General features: G+C 50.1%; 15 protein-coding genes and 1 riboswitch. Of the genes, 3 read left to right on the top strand and 12 right to left on the bottom strand.

Annotation, left to right across the window (positions count from 1 at the left end; all coding sequences use genetic code 11):
• Positions 1–70 precede the first annotated feature (70 nt).
• Positions 71–149, bottom strand: a riboswitch (glycine riboswitch).
• Positions 150–317: 168 nt separating this feature from the next.
• From KQJ23_RS19520 to KQJ23_RS19500, 5 genes are all read right to left on the bottom strand, one after another.
• Positions 318–1,640 carry an ATP-binding protein gene (locus KQJ23_RS19520; protein WP_216480583.1) on the bottom strand — a complete coding sequence of 441 codons (1,323 nt, stop codon included), beginning with the start codon at positions 1,638–1,640 and terminating at the stop codon, positions 318–320.
• Positions 1,637–2,278, bottom strand: a complete 642-nt coding sequence (locus KQJ23_RS19515) for a response regulator transcription factor (protein ID WP_216480582.1) — start codon at positions 2,276–2,278, stop codon at positions 1,637–1,639. The genes KQJ23_RS19520 and KQJ23_RS19515 overlap by 4 nt, the downstream gene beginning before the upstream one ends.
• A gap of 90 nt (positions 2,279–2,368) precedes the next feature.
• Positions 2,369–3,787, bottom strand: a complete 1,419-nt coding sequence (gene araA, locus KQJ23_RS19510; RefSeq protein ID WP_430522321.1) for an L-arabinose isomerase — start codon at positions 3,785–3,787, stop codon at positions 2,369–2,371.
• Positions 3,788–4,043: 256 nt separating this feature from the next.
• Complete coding sequence (locus tag KQJ23_RS19505; RefSeq protein ID WP_216480580.1) at positions 4,044–4,739, bottom strand: L-ribulose-5-phosphate 4-epimerase; 696 nt, start codon at positions 4,737–4,739, stop codon at positions 4,044–4,046.
• A 1-nt stretch (position 4,740) separates the two neighbouring features.
• Positions 4,741–6,360 (bottom strand): xylulokinase, encoded by a 1,620-nt coding sequence (locus KQJ23_RS19500; protein ID WP_216480579.1) that lies wholly within the window; start codon positions 6,358–6,360, stop codon positions 4,741–4,743.
• Between the two features lie 397 nt (positions 6,361–6,757).
• Here KQJ23_RS19500 and KQJ23_RS19495 point away from each other — a divergent pair, with 397 nt between their 5' ends.
• On the top strand, positions 6,758–7,846 hold the full coding sequence (locus KQJ23_RS19495; protein ID WP_216480609.1) for a GntR family transcriptional regulator: 1,089 nt from the start codon (positions 6,758–6,760) through the stop codon (positions 7,844–7,846).
• Between the two features lie 182 nt (positions 7,847–8,028).
• Here KQJ23_RS19495 and KQJ23_RS19490 read toward each other — a convergent pair whose 3' ends face one another.
• The 7 genes from KQJ23_RS19490 to KQJ23_RS19460 form a co-directional block, all read right to left on the bottom strand.
• Complete coding sequence (locus tag KQJ23_RS19490) at positions 8,029–8,754, bottom strand: 3-ketoacyl-ACP reductase (protein ID WP_216480578.1); 726 nt, start codon at positions 8,752–8,754, stop codon at positions 8,029–8,031.
• Between the two features lie 188 nt (positions 8,755–8,942).
• The gene (locus KQJ23_RS19485) at positions 8,943–9,305 is read right to left on the bottom strand and encodes a FlxA-like family protein (RefSeq protein WP_216480577.1); all 363 of its coding nucleotides are present in this window, start codon (positions 9,303–9,305) and stop codon (positions 8,943–8,945) included.
• A gap of 125 nt (positions 9,306–9,430) precedes the next feature.
• Entirely contained in the window at positions 9,431–10,318 is an 888-nt protein-coding gene (locus tag KQJ23_RS19480) for a methyl-accepting chemotaxis protein (protein ID WP_216480576.1), read from the bottom strand.
• A gap of 179 nt (positions 10,319–10,497) precedes the next feature.
• The gene (locus tag KQJ23_RS19475) at positions 10,498–11,604 is read right to left on the bottom strand and encodes a sensor histidine kinase (RefSeq protein ID WP_346779432.1); all 1,107 of its coding nucleotides are present in this window, start codon (positions 11,602–11,604) and stop codon (positions 10,498–10,500) included.
• Complete coding sequence (locus KQJ23_RS19470; protein WP_216480575.1) at positions 11,601–12,281, bottom strand: response regulator transcription factor; 681 nt, start codon at positions 12,279–12,281, stop codon at positions 11,601–11,603. The genes KQJ23_RS19475 and KQJ23_RS19470 overlap by 4 nt, the downstream gene beginning before the upstream one ends.
• Before the next feature lie 12 nt (positions 12,282–12,293).
• A complete protein-coding gene (locus KQJ23_RS19465) occupies positions 12,294–13,091 on the bottom strand; it encodes an ABC transporter permease (protein WP_430522320.1) in 798 nt (265 codons plus the stop codon).
• Positions 13,092–13,105: 14 nt separating this feature from the next.
• The gene (locus tag KQJ23_RS19460; RefSeq protein WP_216480573.1) at positions 13,106–14,080 is read right to left on the bottom strand and encodes an ATP-binding cassette domain-containing protein; all 975 of its coding nucleotides are present in this window, start codon (positions 14,078–14,080) and stop codon (positions 13,106–13,108) included.
• A gap of 175 nt (positions 14,081–14,255) precedes the next feature.
• On the opposite strand from KQJ23_RS19460, the gene KQJ23_RS19455 reads away from it, so the two are divergent.
• Positions 14,256–14,765 (top strand): MarR family transcriptional regulator, encoded by a 510-nt coding sequence (locus KQJ23_RS19455; protein WP_216480572.1) that lies wholly within the window; start codon positions 14,256–14,258, stop codon positions 14,763–14,765.
• Between the two features lie 5 nt (positions 14,766–14,770).
• Complete coding sequence (locus KQJ23_RS19450) at positions 14,771–15,205, top strand: flavodoxin domain-containing protein (RefSeq protein WP_216480571.1); 435 nt, start codon at positions 14,771–14,773, stop codon at positions 15,203–15,205.
• Positions 15,206–15,514: the final 309 nt, after the last annotated feature.

Here is a 15,514-nt window from a genome sequence, read left to right as displayed (position 1 = left end):
TACGAATCCTCTCTGCCCTGCCGCATCCCCGAATAAAGAGGGTCAACTGCGGTATGCAGATTTCGTTCGTTTCTACTCTTCTGTCCTTTTGCCTGAGATTGTGAACCCTTCGGCGCCGCGACATCCGCGGTCTCTCCAGAAGCTGCTCCTGCTATAGTGTGATCCATAGCATTCAAAGCACGCTGCGTATTGAATTATTGATACTATGCTAGTCGGATTGATATTGTTTGTCAATGATCTTTTTTTCACATACGCATTCGTCCACAGCTCAACGGCTCCTCTTTCACGGCCGCCAAGCAAGTATATTCCACGATTTGCTAAGAGAAATACAACGTAACTGTCGTGCCTTTGCCAAGCTGGCTGGCCACGGCAACCTTCCCCCGATGCGCGCTCATAATTTTCCTGACATAGAACATGCCCAGTCCAAAGTTATGTCCCGACTTATGTTTGGTGGAGAAGAACGGCTCAAACATCCGCTTGACCTGCTCCTTGTCCATTCCCTTGCCTGTATCGGAAAAAGAGACCTTCACCTTATGTTTGATCCTCTCGACCGTTACTGTCAGTGTTCCCTTGCCCTCCATCGCTTCCACGGCATTGCTGATCACATTCGAGAAGCACTCCGCGACCAGTGTCCGATCAAGCTCCATGATTGCGGGAGTAAACCGAGTCTCAATGGCAACCGCCGGGGTTGTCCACTGATCCAGCACCTCCCGAAGCAAGCCGGAAATGTCCAGGGTTTCCAGCTCAAGCGAGATGCGGCTGCGGGTCAGATAGGACAGCTTGGACACCATGCTCATTAGATGATCATTGGAGTTTAGCAGGTTGTTCAGATGATTTCCAGCTGCCTCATACTGCTGCGCCTCCAGGCTGCGCTGCATATTCAGCGCGTGGAGCTTGTTTTTGGATATGGCGTTCTTGAAGGCATGCTGCATCATGCTGGTCCCTATTTGCATCTTCGTAAGCACGGTAGCGGATTGAAAGCGGGCGAAGACATTGTAGACATAGAAGATCAACCCGAGCAGCAGGCTGATCAAGCATAAGATAGGAATAAAGGTCAAGATGGCTATAGGGAGCTCAAAATAGATGCCCTCCAGCTGCAGCAGCAGCAAAAAAACTTCGGGAATCAGGACGATCATCCCGATCCCGAAGTATTGGAGACGCTTATGCTTGATATTCTCGACCTTCAGCAGCCCAATCGCAAATAATGCAGCCGACGCCAGCATATAGGGAATCGCCCAGCTTAAAATATACGAGTAGTTCATCCTGGCCGCGGGGTATACATCGCTGAAAACAAAGGTCAGCAGAGCCGGAACGAGCAGCAAGCCAGTAGCAAGCGCGGTGGAATAGCCCGAGAAATACATGAAAAATACAAGGATCAAATAATAGGGAAAAGCATGGATAATGATATTTAAAAAGGCGGTGACGATATAGATCGCGTTAATCCAGGGATCACCGGCTCCGCTGGATTCCATAAGGGGAAGCGCCAGCTTCTCCAATCCGACCTGAAGGCCGCTTAATCCCACTGTAAGGATGATCAGGGCTCCCCAAAATAGCAGCCGGTTCTCTCTTTGCTTCACAAGCAAATAGATGCTGGTCGGCATCATGACTACAAACAGCAGCAAGAAGAACGCGATGATCATACGTCCCTCACTTCCTCAAACAGCCCCCACTTTTGGCATTTATCCGCTAATTCCTTGGTGGAGCGGCTCCATTGGAACTTATCCAGCACTCTGCTAACATGCTTCTTCACCGCGGACAGGCTGACGCAGTTCATATCCGCAATCTCCTGCTGCGTCTTCCCTTCGAGTATGAGCTTGAGCAGCACAACATCGTACGGGTTCAGCAGCTTTCTTTTCTTATCATAGACGAGCTTCTTCAGACGGGGACCATATTTGGTCTCCTGATCTCTTAACGCATTTGATATCACCGCAGGAATCTGTTCGAATTCATTCTTATATACAAAATCATAGGCGCCGTTCAGAAAGGCCTCGTTAAACACCTCATCATCGTTATCCAGGGAGCTGAGCATAATGACTTTGACCGCAGGATGTCTGTGGGCAATCTCCAGAGCGGCATCCAGTCCGGTCGCACCGGAGTCTCCCAGTATGATATCCATAAGCACGATATCCACGCCCAAATCATCGAGTGCAGCCAGACAAGCCTCCTTGCTGTCCACACATGAAATAATCTCGAACTCGGGTTCGTTGGCGAAAAAATTCCGCAATCCGCCGCTCCAGTCCAGGTCGTCCTCGACCAGCATCACCTTGGCGCGATTCAAGCCGCCCACTCTCCTTTTTCGATATATAAGGCTATTATCCTATACCGGAGCACAGAAAGGAAAGTGGACAGTTTCAAGTGTACCAGGCGCTTACTTGATGACTGCGTACTCCAGGTTCACCAGCTTGGCGTAAGTCACAATTTGATCCGTTGTCAGATTAAGAGATACAACTGTATGATGGCCGCCGCCGTTCTCGATCCAGGCCTTCACCCCGTCCTGGAAGTTCGGCTTCACCTTCCACAGCACGCGGGCTACCGGCAGCTTCGGAGCGGGAACCGTCGGTTCGAACGCTTCAACCTCGTTGATCAGCAGCTTGTAATGCGTACCAAAATCCGCCATCGATACGACGACGCCTTCTCCCGCCTTGCCGTCGAACACGAGACGGGCCGGATCTTCACGGTCGCCGATGCCCAGAGGGGATACGACAATCTTCGGTTTGTTGCCTGCCAGACTTGGATCGACCTCTAGCATATGGGATTGCAGGATCGCTTCCTGCCCTGGCGCCAGCTCATAGGTGTAATCCTCCATGAAGCCGGTGTTCCGGTTATGGCTCATCACCTTGAGCAGACGATCCAGCGCTGCCGTCTTCCAGTCTCCCTCACCGGCGAAGCCGTAGCCTTGAGCCATCAGGCGCTGTACGGCAAGCCCGGGCAGCTGCTTCATGCCGTGCAGGTCCTCGAAGTTGGAGGTGAAGGCATTGTATCCCCCATTGTCCAAGAAGCGCTTGATAGCAATTTCATAGCTAGCCTGCACCTTCACGCTGGCTTCCCAATCTTCCTTGCTGTAATCGCCATAATCGAAGTCGTACAGCTCGGCATATTCAGTGAACAGTGCATTTACCTCTTGCTCGGTCACGGCCTCTACGTACTGCACAAGATCACCGATGCCGAAGTAGTCTACGGTCCAGCCAAATTGAATCTGAGCCTCTACCTTGTCGCCTTCCGTCACGCCGACATTGCGCATGTTATCTCCAAAGCGGGCTACTTTGATATGGAAGCTCTCGTTGTAAGCTACCGCCACATCCATCCAGTCCGCGATTTGCCGCTGAACCTCCGGACGCTCCCAGTAGCCGACCACAATCTTGTTCTGCTTGTTGAGCCGGGCATTGATGAAGCCATACTCCCGGTCGCCATGGGCAGCCTGGTTCAGGTTCATAAAGTCCATGTCAATGGTGGACCATGGAATACTCTCGTTATACTGCGTAGCCAGATGAAGCAGCGGCTTCTGCAGAAGCTTCGTTCCGCGAATCCACATTTTTGCCGGGGAGAAGGTGTGCATCCAGGTAATTACTCCTGCCACCTCGTCCCGGTAGTTCACTTCCTTCATGATGGAGGTGATCTTATCCGCACTTACAGCCAAATCCTGCAACACCAGCGGATACGGCAGTACCCCGCTTCCGTTCAAGGCATCGGTCATCTTCTGAGCGTGGGCCTTCACTTCGGCCAAGGCTTCTTCTCCGTACAAATGCTGCGATCCCACTACAAACCAAAATTGCTTCGCTGCTGTCATTTTACTCATCCTCTCTTTTATTGAGAGTTCAAAAAGTCGGCTTTTCAGCACCGGGAAGGTTGCGAGAACCTGAAGAAGGAGGAACGGAATGTAGGCAAAACCTACATGAGTGAAATGCTTCCGAAGGAAGCATACCTCGTAAGCATCCGCTTGACTTCTAGGGTGAACGCAAGATTCGATGTCGAATCAACACCTTAAAATACTTCGTGATCAAAAGATGACTTTTTGAACAACTTCCCTTTTATTGTGAATCGGACTATTTTTGTCCGTAGTACGCATCCTTCCCGTGCTTGCGCAAATAGTGCTTATCCAGAATGCGCTGCGGCAATTCATCGGCAAAATGGTTCAATTCGCGCGCAAACAGGTTCATCTTCGCGACCTCCTCCAGCACCACACTGTTGACTACGGCCGAATTGGCATCCTTGCCCCAGGTAAACGGCGCATGCCCCTTGAGCAGCACGCCGGGGATAGCCATAACATCCAGTCCCCTCTGCTCGAATGTCTCGATGATCAGTCGCCCGGTCTCGATTTCATAGCCGCGGTCAACCTCCTCCTGCGTCAGAAAGCGGGTACACGGTACCGCCCCGTAGAAGGTATCGGCATGCGTCGTGCCCATCACAGGAACGTCCAGCCCGGCTTGAGCCCAGATCGTCGCCCAGGTGGAATGGGTATGCACGATGCCGCCTATTTCCCTGTAATGCTTGTAAAGCACAGCATGGGTCGGCGTATCGGAGGAAGGTCTAAGCTCTCCCTCGACCACATTCCCGTCCAGATCAACGACCACCATGTCGCTCGGTTTCATCTTGTCATAGCTCACCCCGCTGGGCTTGATGACGAACAGACCGCTCTCGCGATCCACCGCGCTTACATTGCCCCAGGTGAATTTGACCAGTCCATGTCTGGGCAGCTCCAGATTCGCCTCATAGACCTCTTCTTTTAATCTCTCAAGCATCTCAATCCCTCCCGTTCTCTACAAAGTAGTCAATGGCCGCCTGTTCGATAGGCAGTCCTTTGCTGTAGCGTTCCATAAACACTTCGAAGCCAGTAACGTCGGATAGATCCGGTTTGATCTCCTGCCCTTGCGCGTTCTTGAACACCTGCTCCGCAAGGAAGCTGTCCAGTGGCTCTTTTGTGTCCTTGTTCGTCATATATGAAGCCAAGATCGCCATGCCCCAAGCACCGCCCTCGCCTGCTGTGTCCATGACGGATACCGGAACATTCAGCGCCGCCGCTACAATCCGCTGGCCGACCTTCGGTGTCTTGAATAAGCCGCCATGGGCCAGAATACTGTCGATGGCGACATGCTCCTGCTTCGTCAGAATATCCATCCCCAGCTTCAAGGCCGCAAAGGCTGAGAATAGATGAACCCGCATAAAGTTAGCCAAGTTGAACCGGCTCTCCGGCGAGCGGACGAACAGCGGACGTCCCTTCTCCATGCCGGTAATATTTTCTCCGGAAAAATACCCGTAGCTGAGCAACCCGCCGCCGTCCGGATCAGCTGCCAGCGCTTGGTTGAACAAGACGCTGTACAATTGATTCTTGTCTGCCTTCTGCCCCATGGCGGTATAGAATTCCTGGAACAGTCCCAGCCAGGCATTAATCTCGCTGGAGCAGTTGTTGGCGTGCACCATGCCTACCGGGCTCCCATCCGGGGTTGTCACCATGTCGATCTCCGGATAGACGGCAGACAGCTCCTTCTCCAACACAATCATGGCAAATACGGAGGTCCCGACCGAGATATTGCCGGTGCGCTTCTTCACGCTATTGGTCGCCACCATCCCGGTTCCGGCGTCGCCCTCCGGAGGGCACAGCGGAATTCCGGCCTCCAAGTTCCCGGCTGGATCCAAAATTCTAGCCCCTTCAAGACTCAAGCTGCCTGCCTCAACGCCTGCAGTGTATACCTTGGGAAGAATGTTCCGCAGCTTCCAGGGATATCCCTTTTCTGCCACCAACTCTTCAAATTGCTGTACCATCTTCGCGTTGTAATCCTGTATCGTCTCATCGATCGGGAACATGCCCGAGGCATCGCCGATTCCCAATGCTTTGGTGCCGGTCAGCAGCCAGTGAATATACCCGGCTAATGTCGTCATATAATCAATCCGGGGCACGTGCTGCTCCCCGTTCAGAATCGCTTGATACAAATGCGCAATACTCCAGCGTTCAGGAATGTTGAACTGGAACACATCCGTTAATTGCCGGGCCGCCGCACCAGTCGTCGAATTGCGCCAGGTCCGGAACGGAACCAGCAATTCACCGGTACTGTCAAAGGCCATGTATCCATGCATCATGGCCGAAAATCCGATAGAACCGATTCGGGTAAGCTTGACTCCGTATTGCCGCTCCACCTCCCGGCTTAATTCGCGATATGCTTCTTGAAGACCCTTCGTAATGTCGGTCAGGTTGTACGTCCAGTATCCATCCACCAGCTGGTTCTCCCACTCATAGCTGCCGGAGGCGATCGTCTCGAATTGGCGGTTAATCAATACAGCCTTGATCCGGGTCGACCCTAGCTCAATGCCAAGCGAGGTCTCGCCATCAGTTACCGCTAGCTTGAGATTATGGTCATGGTTCATCAGCACGTAACTCCTCTCTATAGATCATCATTAAGTAGTATTGAAAGAATGCGCTTTCCTTATTATCAGCCCTAGTATAGTTTTTTGTTCGTACATTTGTCAATATTAATGAGTAGATATGCTTACAAATACCATGGGATATTTCCATCGTTAGTATAAGGATTCTGTGAACGGGGGAAAAATAGCCCGCTTACCATTTACGACATCCTCCGACTTCTCTCAACCTTTATTTGTTTATATTGCCGTATCCTCTTTACTTCTGGGGCTTAGGCGGTTCAATCTTCCAAGAAGATGGACAATCGATTATAATGAGAGTATTATTTAATTACAATATGTACGTACAAATTATAGTTTCCTATAAATTCGTATGAGGACAAGCAGGAAAGAAGTGAACCAGGTGAAGCCAAAGTATCAGATGATCCTTGAGGAGATTAAGAGTGATATTTTATCAGGCGTCTACAGTGTGGGCGAACAAATTCCGACGGAGTTAGCGTTGCAGGACAAGTACAAGGTGAGCCGGCAGACGGTACGCAAAGCCATTCTTGAACTGGCTAACGAAGGATTCCTGAGAAGCGAGAAAGGCTCCGGCACCTACGTAAGCCATCAATACCGTACCCGATCGGCAGGCACGACCGGCAAGAGGACGATCGGCGTTATTACCACCTATATTTCCGACTATATCTTTCCTTCTATTATTCGCGGCATTGAGGGGCGGCTGAACGAAGACAACTATTCGCTTCTGCTCGCCAGCACGAATAATGATGTTGAACAGGAAAAAAAGGCGCTGGAGATGATGCTGTCCTTCGGGGTTGACGGACTGATTATCGAGCCGACGAAGAGCAACTTTTACAACCCAAACATTGCCTACTATCTGGCGTTTAAGGAGCAGGATGTCCCGCTGATCATGATCAATGCGTATTATGAGGAGCTGGATGTGCCTTTCCTGTGCCTGGATGACGTTCAATCGAGCTATCTGGCGACCCGCGAGCTGATTGCCAAGGGCCATACCCAGATCGGCATTATTGCGAAAATGGACGATTTGCAGGGCAAATATCGGATGAAGGGATATATCAAGGCTCTAGGCGAAGCGAAGCTGCGGTTCGATCCGGCACAGGTACTCTCGTTCGATACCGAGACGAAGCCGGACCTGTCATCCCGCCTGCGGACATTCCTTACCGAGCACCGCGAGCAGCTTACGGCTATCGTCTGCTACAATGACGAGGTCGGACTGGAGGTCATTCAGGTATGCCGGCAGCTGGAGCTGTCGGTGCCGCAGGATCTGTCCGTCATTGGACAGGACAACTCCTACATCGCCAAGAATGCCAACATTAAGCTGACAACCCTGACGCATCCCCAAGAGCAGATGGGTCGCGATGCCGCAGATTGGATCATCAAGAAGCTGCAGGGCAAGCGGGATTTGAAGAACAACACCTACTACCAGCCTGTCTTGATCGAAGGAGAAACGGTGCAGGAGCTGAACTCTTAATAGATCCGTTTGCGTTGAGGAAATAAGTGCAGAAAGGCACTAAAATTGCGAATGTGGGAGCCCATGCGGTATCCCCCGCCTGTTCCCTGTAAAAGCGAATAACCTAAGATAACCGTGCAGAAAACATTAGGTTTTCCGCACGGTTTTTTAAAGAGCTTATTATTAGACAGCTCCGCTACCGCTTAGAACGGGTTCGTAGCAAGGAAGCCCGCCGATTTAATGTACACGCGGGGGTGCAGCTTCAATTGGCTGACGATGAATTCCGCAAGGTCCTCTGACTGAATGAACTTGACATCATTATTTTCCTTGATCAGATTCAAATCCAGGGCCAGATCGGTTGCAACCGTGCTAGGCGTCAATGCCGATACACGGATATTGTTGCGGCGCACCTCCTGGGCCAGGGATTCCGTGAACCCTATCACCGCAAACTTTGAGGCACTGTAGGCACTTGCAGTTGCGGCTCCGTTCAGTCCGTTAGTGGAGGAAATGTTGATGATGTCTCCCCCGTTCTTTTCAATGAATTGCGGCAGTACGGCGCGGGTAACATAGTAGGTTCCCAACAAATTAATATCGATCATTTGCTTCCATTCTTCCGGGTCCATCTCCATGACAGTACCGAAGGTAGCCACCCCGGCATTATTGATCAGAATATCGGCGGTGCCCAGCTCCTCGGTGATCGCCGCAATACCAGCCTCCACTTGCTCTTGGGAGGAGACATCCACAACCGCATAGGCCGCTTTTACACCAAGCTCTTGAAGCTCGGCAGCGACCTCCTTCAGTGTAGCCTCCGTTCTTGCCAGCAGACCGATATGTACGCCCTCCCTCGCCAGCGCGACTGCTGCCGCTTTACCGATTCCTCTTGCAGCCCCGGTGATGATGGCTACTTTTCCTTGCAAGCTTTGTCCCATATTCAAGCTCCTCTCGAATTAATGAATCTGTTCCTATTATAAACCCTGAGAGAAGATGTATCCTACTCGTTATGTTCCCTTTAAACCCGCCTTATATCACTTCAAACGATCAACATATTAATAAGCACGCGATAAAGGATCCCGTCTGCTCTTCGCAGAACGGGACCCTTTAGGCTTTGATTCGAGGATCAGATACGAACGTCAAAGCGGCCTTCTTCGTTCGTAGTCGTTGTGTTCGAAGCTGCAGAGGCAAGCACTGTGCTCAAGCTGCCGGAAACCTGCTGCGAAGCACTGCTGTTGTCTGACGCGGACGCAGTTTCCTTGCTTTGCTGCAGCTTGGCGATTTGAGCCTCAATTTGCTTGAGTTGCTGCTGAAGCTGCTGCTCTTGGGTCTGCTTGTCTTCACTACTGGAGTCCAGCCTGTTGATCTGGCTCTCAATCTGCGCCTTCTGCTTCTCCAGCGCTTTAACCTGGCTATCTGTGCTGCTCGAAGAACTGGTTGATCTGCTATAGGAAGCCGCACTGCTTCCGGAGATTGAAGATATGGACATCATAAATTCCCCCTGCTGGATTGGTCGGATACCTTCACTATAATCCTTTTTCCCAACAGGAAGGTTAAACCAGGCTGAAAGTTTGCTTAATGCTTGTCTAATCCCCGATTCATTTACGACGCTTCCTATATGTTCTCCGCTACATTCTTCGCTTGATCCTCCAGTTTCTCGGAGAAGCGGACAATATTATCGAAATCCTCCATCGTCACGCGAATCTGCCGCTGGCTCTCTTCGACAGAAGATTGTACACGGGTAATTCCTTCGGAAATTCCGAATATATCCTGAGTAATACCAAGAACGGTGCTTTGAATCTGAGCAATGGATTCCGATACCTCGTTCGACAGCTTTCGCACCTCTTCCGCTACGATGTTAAAGCCTCTGCCGTACTCGCCAGCATGGGCTGCCTCGATGGCCGCATTCAGCGCGAGCAGGTTGGTCTGTGAGGCAATATCGCGAATGGTCTGCACAACACCTTGAATCGCCTTGGCCTGTCCTTGCAGTTCTTCTAGGGCAGCCGTATTATTCTCCGATACCTCTGCGATCCGGTCCACGCTGTGCAGCAGCTCCCGGCTGCGTTCGACACCAGACTCCGCCCGGCGGTTCAAATCCAGAGAGGTCGAGCTCAACTCCTCAACTACTGTGGAAAGGCTCTGCTGACGCTTCGTAATATCCGTGGACACCTTCGACACACCGACTATATTAGTATGTTGCTCATCATAGATCGGCATATAGGTAGCCTCAAGCCACACCGTCTCGCCACGGGCATTCTTCCGCTCCACCTTATCCTGAAAGCTCTGTCCAGACAACAACGAGAACCAGAACTCCTCATACGCCGGCGATTTGCTAAATGAGTCAAAACAGAAATCGCTATGCTGCATATTCTGTAGCTCTTCCACGGAATATCCCATCGTGTTGGCAAAAATCTCGTTGACATATGCCACCTTTCGATCTATTCCAAACCGGATAATCGCCAGATTTTGGTTCAACGCTCTTAGCATTTCTTCATCCATCATGCTTCAACCTCCTGAGAAAAATAAAGAGGGCATCCTTCAGTAATAATATCTAGTTCAAACCCTTTAACTAACCTAGTATAACGCTATTTCGAGCTTATACCTAATCTTACAATTTTTCATGCTTATATCCCCTGAACATCTTAAAAAGGCGCCCCTTCCGGGCGCCTCAATAAGTACTATCAAGCTTGTGCTGTCTGCTGAAAGTTCTGGGAGGCTTCATCGAAGGCAACGGTGATTTCCGTTCCCTTTCCAAGTACGCTTTGGACGTGAATCGTTCCTTGATGCAAATCGATGATTTTTTTTACGATGGACAGCCCCAGACCGCTTCCTCCGGAATTGCGGTTTCTTGACGGATCCGCCTTATAGAATCGCTCAAAAATATGCATAAGATCCTCTTGCTCCATACCGATTCCGGTGTCTTTTACTTTGATAACGAGAGTACCGTCACTCTCCTGGAAGGCATGAACCGCAATGACTCCTGCCGCAGGCGTAAATTTAATGCTGTTATGAATCAGATTCATCCATATCTGGTCCAGCAAGTCCTCATCCGCAGTAATCGATAATGTCCCGAGGGAAATATCCATTTGTATTTCCTTCTCCGCCCATTGCGGCTCAAGAGCGAGGATCATGCGGCGAAGCTGGCGGTCTAACCGGTAATTTTTGCGTTCGAGGGTGAGGTGATCCGCTTCCAGCGAGGTAAGCTTCAACAGGTTTTCACTCAGCTTGGATAACCGGATGCTTTCTTCCTCAATAATCTGCAAATAGTGATCGCGTTCCTCCGCGGTCAGTTCATCGCTTCTTAACGCATAGGCAAATCCATTGATGGACGTTAGCGGAGACTGAATTTCATGTGAGACATTGGAGATGAATTCTTGCCTCATTTCCTCCATTTGTCCAAGCTTATCCGCCATTTCATGGATACTATCGATAATTTTGAAATAGGGGTGCTCGCCCCGGCCGCGCAGTTGAGCATCGTAGTAAGAAAGATCAATGTTGAAGTTCCCTTCGGCAATCATTTTTAAGGCATGAATGATGGGATGCAGGTTTTTGTCCTGCTGTCTCTTAAACCGGCCGATTCTTGTGATCAAGAATATACAGCATCCGAACAGAAGAAATCCCAATATCGAATTGATTAGCTGCCTGGCTAACTCATGGGGACTATATTCAATTGCCGTATATAACTTCGAAGTAAGCCAATAAGCCAGAGACCAGGCTGCCAGCAAGGAGACCATGACCGCCAGAGTGCCTAAAACGCGTTCCATGAATTCCTGAAGCTGAGGCTTCAATTCAGCACCTCCAAGCGATATCCCAATCCTCGAATCGTCGTAATTTTAAAAGGGCACTCCTCGTAAGAAAACCGCTGTCGCAAACGTTTAATGTGCACGTCGATTGTTCGTTCATCACCTTCATAATCAAACCCCCAGATATCCTCGATCAGTTGTTCTCTGGAGAACGTCTTTTGCTGATGGGTGGCCAGCTTGAACAGGAGTTCGAACTCTTTCAAGGGCAAAGTGCTGTCCTGTCCTCCAATGGATACGGTATAGGAAGCTCGATCAATGACGATATTTCCAACCTCTATTCGGTTGGACACAGCAATTTGATATCTCCTGAAGAGCACCTTTACACGGGCTACCAGTTCATCTGCGGCAAACGGCTTCACCATGTAATCGTCTGCACCCAGACCCAATCCTTTTACTTTTTGGGCCGTTTCGCCTTTTGCCGTTAACATTAAGATTGGAAGCGCGTCGGAATAGTAAGTTCGAACTTCCCGGCAGAAGGACCAGCCATCCATGTTAGGCATCATGATATCGAGGATAATCAAGTCTACTTTTTCCGTCTCCATGATGGATAATGCTGCTTGCCCGTCCGCTGCCGCTTCAATTACAAGGCCTTCCTTTTGAAGGATCACCCGAATCAATTCCTGAATATGCGGATCATCGTCGACTACCAGGATTTTCGCCATATTGTCCCTTCCTTACGTTCTTCTCATATAGGCACGCACTGTAATAGGCGCAAAGATGGCCACAATGACCAAGGCCCCGATCAGGGAAATCATAATGTCCCATCCTATCGTACCGGAATTGGTCAGCTCTCGAACGGCAGTTACAAGATGGGAGACCGGATTGATTCTCACGAACCATTGCAGCCAGTCTGGCATCGTATCTGCGGGTACGAAAGCATTCGACAGGAATGTCAGAGGGAACAGCACGATCATTGAGATACCTTGGACGCTTGAAGCCGTGCGCGATATGACACCAAAAAATGCAAAGATCCAACTGACCGCCCAGGAGCAGAACACGACAAGCACCCCGGCCAACATCACATAACCTAACCCTCCCTCCGGACGATAACCCATAATATAGCCCATGGTAAAGGTAAGTGTTGTTGCTATCGTATACCTTAACGTATCTGCCAGCAAGGCCCCGGCTAAGGGAGCAATTCGGGAAATCGGCAAGGACTTAAATCGGTCGAACACCCCTTTGTCCATGTCCTCCCGCAGCTGAACCCCGGTAACAATGGAAGTCGTGATCACCGTTTGGACCAGAATCCCGGGAATGATCACCGGCAAGTAGCTAAGAACATCACCCGAAATCGCCCCTCCAAAAATATAGGTAAACATCAAGGTGAAGAGAATCGGCTGAAGCGTGACATCAAATAATTGCTCCGGCGTACGGCGTACTTTTAATATTCCGCGATAGGCCATCGTTAATGAGTTCCTTATGGCTTGACGCAAGCTCGATTTGTTCGTTAATTGACTTTCTGCAATCTGCATATCGGCAGAAGTATTCATCCTCTTGCCCCCTCTTCTTTATGTCCGGTAATGGTTAAGAAGACCTCATCCAGGGTCGGCTTCTGCACGCTTACCTCCGCCAAATGGATGTCCGCTTCTCTCAGCACGATCAGCAGGTCCGCGACCTGGTTCGTATCGGTCAAGGGAGCCGTGATCTTGCCCCCTTCTGCGGAAAGTGCCGACTTCACCTGCAGGACTTCCTCTACCCGTCTCCGGGCATGCTGCACATGCTCCGAATCCCGGATGCTCAAGTGCAGCGACGAGGTCCCGACTGACTGTTTCAGCTCATCCGCAGTTCCTTCCGCGACAACCCTTCCCTGATCAATCACTGCTATGCGATCGGCAAGCTCGTCGGCTTCTTGCAGATATTGGGTCGTTAGCAACACGGTCGAGCCTGACTTCACCAGCTTTCGAATAGTGTCCCACATTTGATTGCGGGTTCGAGGATCGAGTCCTGTTGTAGGTTCATCCAAGAAAATGAGCGGAGGCTGAGCGATCAGGCTTGCTGCCAGGTCCAGTCTTCGCCGCATCCCCCCGGAAAAATGCTTCAGCGGACGCTTGGCAGCCTCGGTCAAGCCGAACTCTTCAAGTAATTCCATCGCCTTCTCCCGCGAAGCTTTCCTCCCTAAACCCAACAGGCGGGAGAAAATGATCAGGTTCTCCATCGCACTCAGCGACTCGTCGACTGATGCGTACTGACCGGTTACCCCGATCAGTTGACGAATGAGCTGAGGTTCCTTGACAACATCATGTCCAAATATTTGCGCTGTTCCCGAATCCGGCCTTAACAGAGTAGCAAGCATCCGAATCGTAGTTGTCTTCCCCGCCCCGTTAGGACCAAGCACGCCATAAATCGTTCCGGCTTTCACCCGAAGGTCCACACCGTCAACAGCACGGTTGTCACCGAAAACTTTGATAAGACCTTGAGCTTCAACTGCCCATTCCCTATTCATCATCTGTTTCTTGCTCATTGTTATCCACCCTTTATGAATCAATATGTCCTTCATTCATTAGGAACTATAGAGGGTGTTTATGAACTGAATATGAACAGCACGAAGTTGACATAACATGTATAACCTAGTATCTTGAATATAAAGAATCTTGATCATCAAGATTTATAGGAATATTATTTAAGGAGGACCCCTCGTGTCCACAGATCGACCAAAGCAAACTACCGAGCAGCAGGAAATCCTGACGATGAGCATGCGTGGCTTCGGATCCCGTACGGTACTCTATCAGCAAACGGTTGCCTCATCTTTGGGGCTAACGAATAATGACTTTTTGACCGTAGATATTCTGCACGAAAAAGGACCCGTCACCGCCGGGGAGCTGGCAAAATTGACAGGCCTCACGACAGGTAGTGTAACCGCGTTAATCGACCGGCTCGAAAAAAGCGGCTTCGTTCGCAGGCAGCCCGATCCCCGGGACCGCCGCAGGGTGATCATTGTCCCGCTGTATGAAAATATAAAAGAAATCAGCGATACGTATATGCTTCTCCATGAGGCCATGGTTAAGCTGGCTTCCGCCTATTCGAATGAAGAGCTTAGCCTCATCACGCAATTTTTGCACCAAGCAGGGACCGTCCTGGAGGAACAAATACTTCATCTCCATTCCCATGCACGCAATAACCCAAACCACTCTAAGGATAAGGGATGAATTCAATGGCCGTACTGCTTCTATACGCTACCAAGACAGGAGCCTCAACGCAATGCGTTAATGTTATCGCAGCAGAAATTCCGAACTGTACGATATGTAATATCGAGATGGAGAAACCCGCCATTGAAGATTATGATCGCATCATTCTTGGCGCTGGCGTCCGGGACGGAAAAATATACAAACCGATTCGTGACTTTATCAAGAAGAATCACCAGGAGTTGCTGACTAAAAAAATGGGATACTTTATTTGCAATGAGAAGCCTAAGGAGACAGAGGAAATCTTAGAGCGCAATATCCCTGCCGATCTTAAGCAAGCAGCGATTTGCATCGAATCATTTGGAGGATATAAGGCTTATAAAGCCCCTAAAGAAGGCGAGGATCAACTGAAGGGGATTTTTGTAGACCGGGTCAAAGCATTTGCCGAAGCTTTTATGAAATAACCTCAGCAGCAACCTAGTCTGTAGGGACAAGTTAAAGGCCCTCCCTTTCGGGAAGGCCTGTTCTACATGCTTATATCGCAGCCATCAAACCTTTTTCACCGCCTGGCTCAACAGAACTTTAATCACCATAAAGAGCTCTTCTTTACGTTATTTCCGGCCGGATAACTAAAGTTTATCACTGCCTTCCACATCTCGAAGCTCCAGTTAGCGCAGCATCAACCTTTCTATAACCAATACTGTTGTCATTTCATTGCCTCCTTATGGAGATTTATAAGTACGCAAAAAAGCCCCGTCCCTGAAGGGACGGAG

Origin of the sequence: Paenibacillus brevis (assembly GCF_018919145.1) — a bacterium.
Lineage (GTDB): Bacteria > Bacillota > Bacilli > Paenibacillales > Paenibacillaceae > Fontibacillus > Fontibacillus brevis.
Note: the sequence above shows the minus strand (reverse complement) of the source record. Positions and strands in the feature narration are given on the sequence as shown.

What these genes read in the sequence shown, in the direction of transcription:
- KQJ23_RS19520 (WP_216480583.1), bottom strand. Translation starts at nt 1,640, where the DNA reads ATGATCATCGCGTTCTTCTTGCTGCTGTTTGTAGTCATGATGCCGACC.
- araA (WP_430522321.1), bottom strand. Translation starts at nt 3,787, where the DNA reads ATGACAGCAGCGAAGCAATTTTGGTTTGTAGTGGGATCGCAGCATTTG.
- KQJ23_RS19505 (WP_216480580.1), bottom strand. Translation starts at nt 4,739, where the DNA reads ATGCTTGAGAGATTAAAAGAAGAGGTCTATGAGGCGAATCTGGAGCTG.
- KQJ23_RS19500 (WP_216480579.1), bottom strand. Translation starts at nt 6,360, where the DNA reads ATGAACCATGACCATAATCTCAAGCTAGCGGTAACTGATGGCGAGACC.
- KQJ23_RS19490 (WP_216480578.1), bottom strand. Translation starts at nt 8,754, where the DNA reads ATGGGACAAAGCTTGCAAGGAAAAGTAGCCATCATCACCGGGGCTGCA.
- KQJ23_RS19485 (WP_216480577.1), bottom strand. Translation starts at nt 9,305, where the DNA reads ATGTCCATATCTTCAATCTCCGGAAGCAGTGCGGCTTCCTATAGCAGA.
- KQJ23_RS19480 (WP_216480576.1), bottom strand. Translation starts at nt 10,318, where the DNA reads ATGATGGATGAAGAAATGCTAAGAGCGTTGAACCAAAATCTGGCGATT.
- KQJ23_RS19470 (WP_216480575.1), bottom strand. Translation starts at nt 12,281, where the DNA reads ATGGCGAAAATCCTGGTAGTCGACGATGATCCGCATATTCAGGAATTG.
- KQJ23_RS19465 (WP_430522320.1), bottom strand. Translation starts at nt 13,091, where the DNA reads ATGCAGATTGCAGAAAGTCAATTAACGAACAAATCGAGCTTGCGTCAA.
- KQJ23_RS19460 (WP_216480573.1), bottom strand. Translation starts at nt 14,080, where the DNA reads ATGAGCAAGAAACAGATGATGAATAGGGAATGGGCAGTTGAAGCTCAA.
- KQJ23_RS19450 (WP_216480571.1), top strand. Translation starts at nt 14,771, where the DNA reads ATGGCCGTACTGCTTCTATACGCTACCAAGACAGGAGCCTCAACGCAA.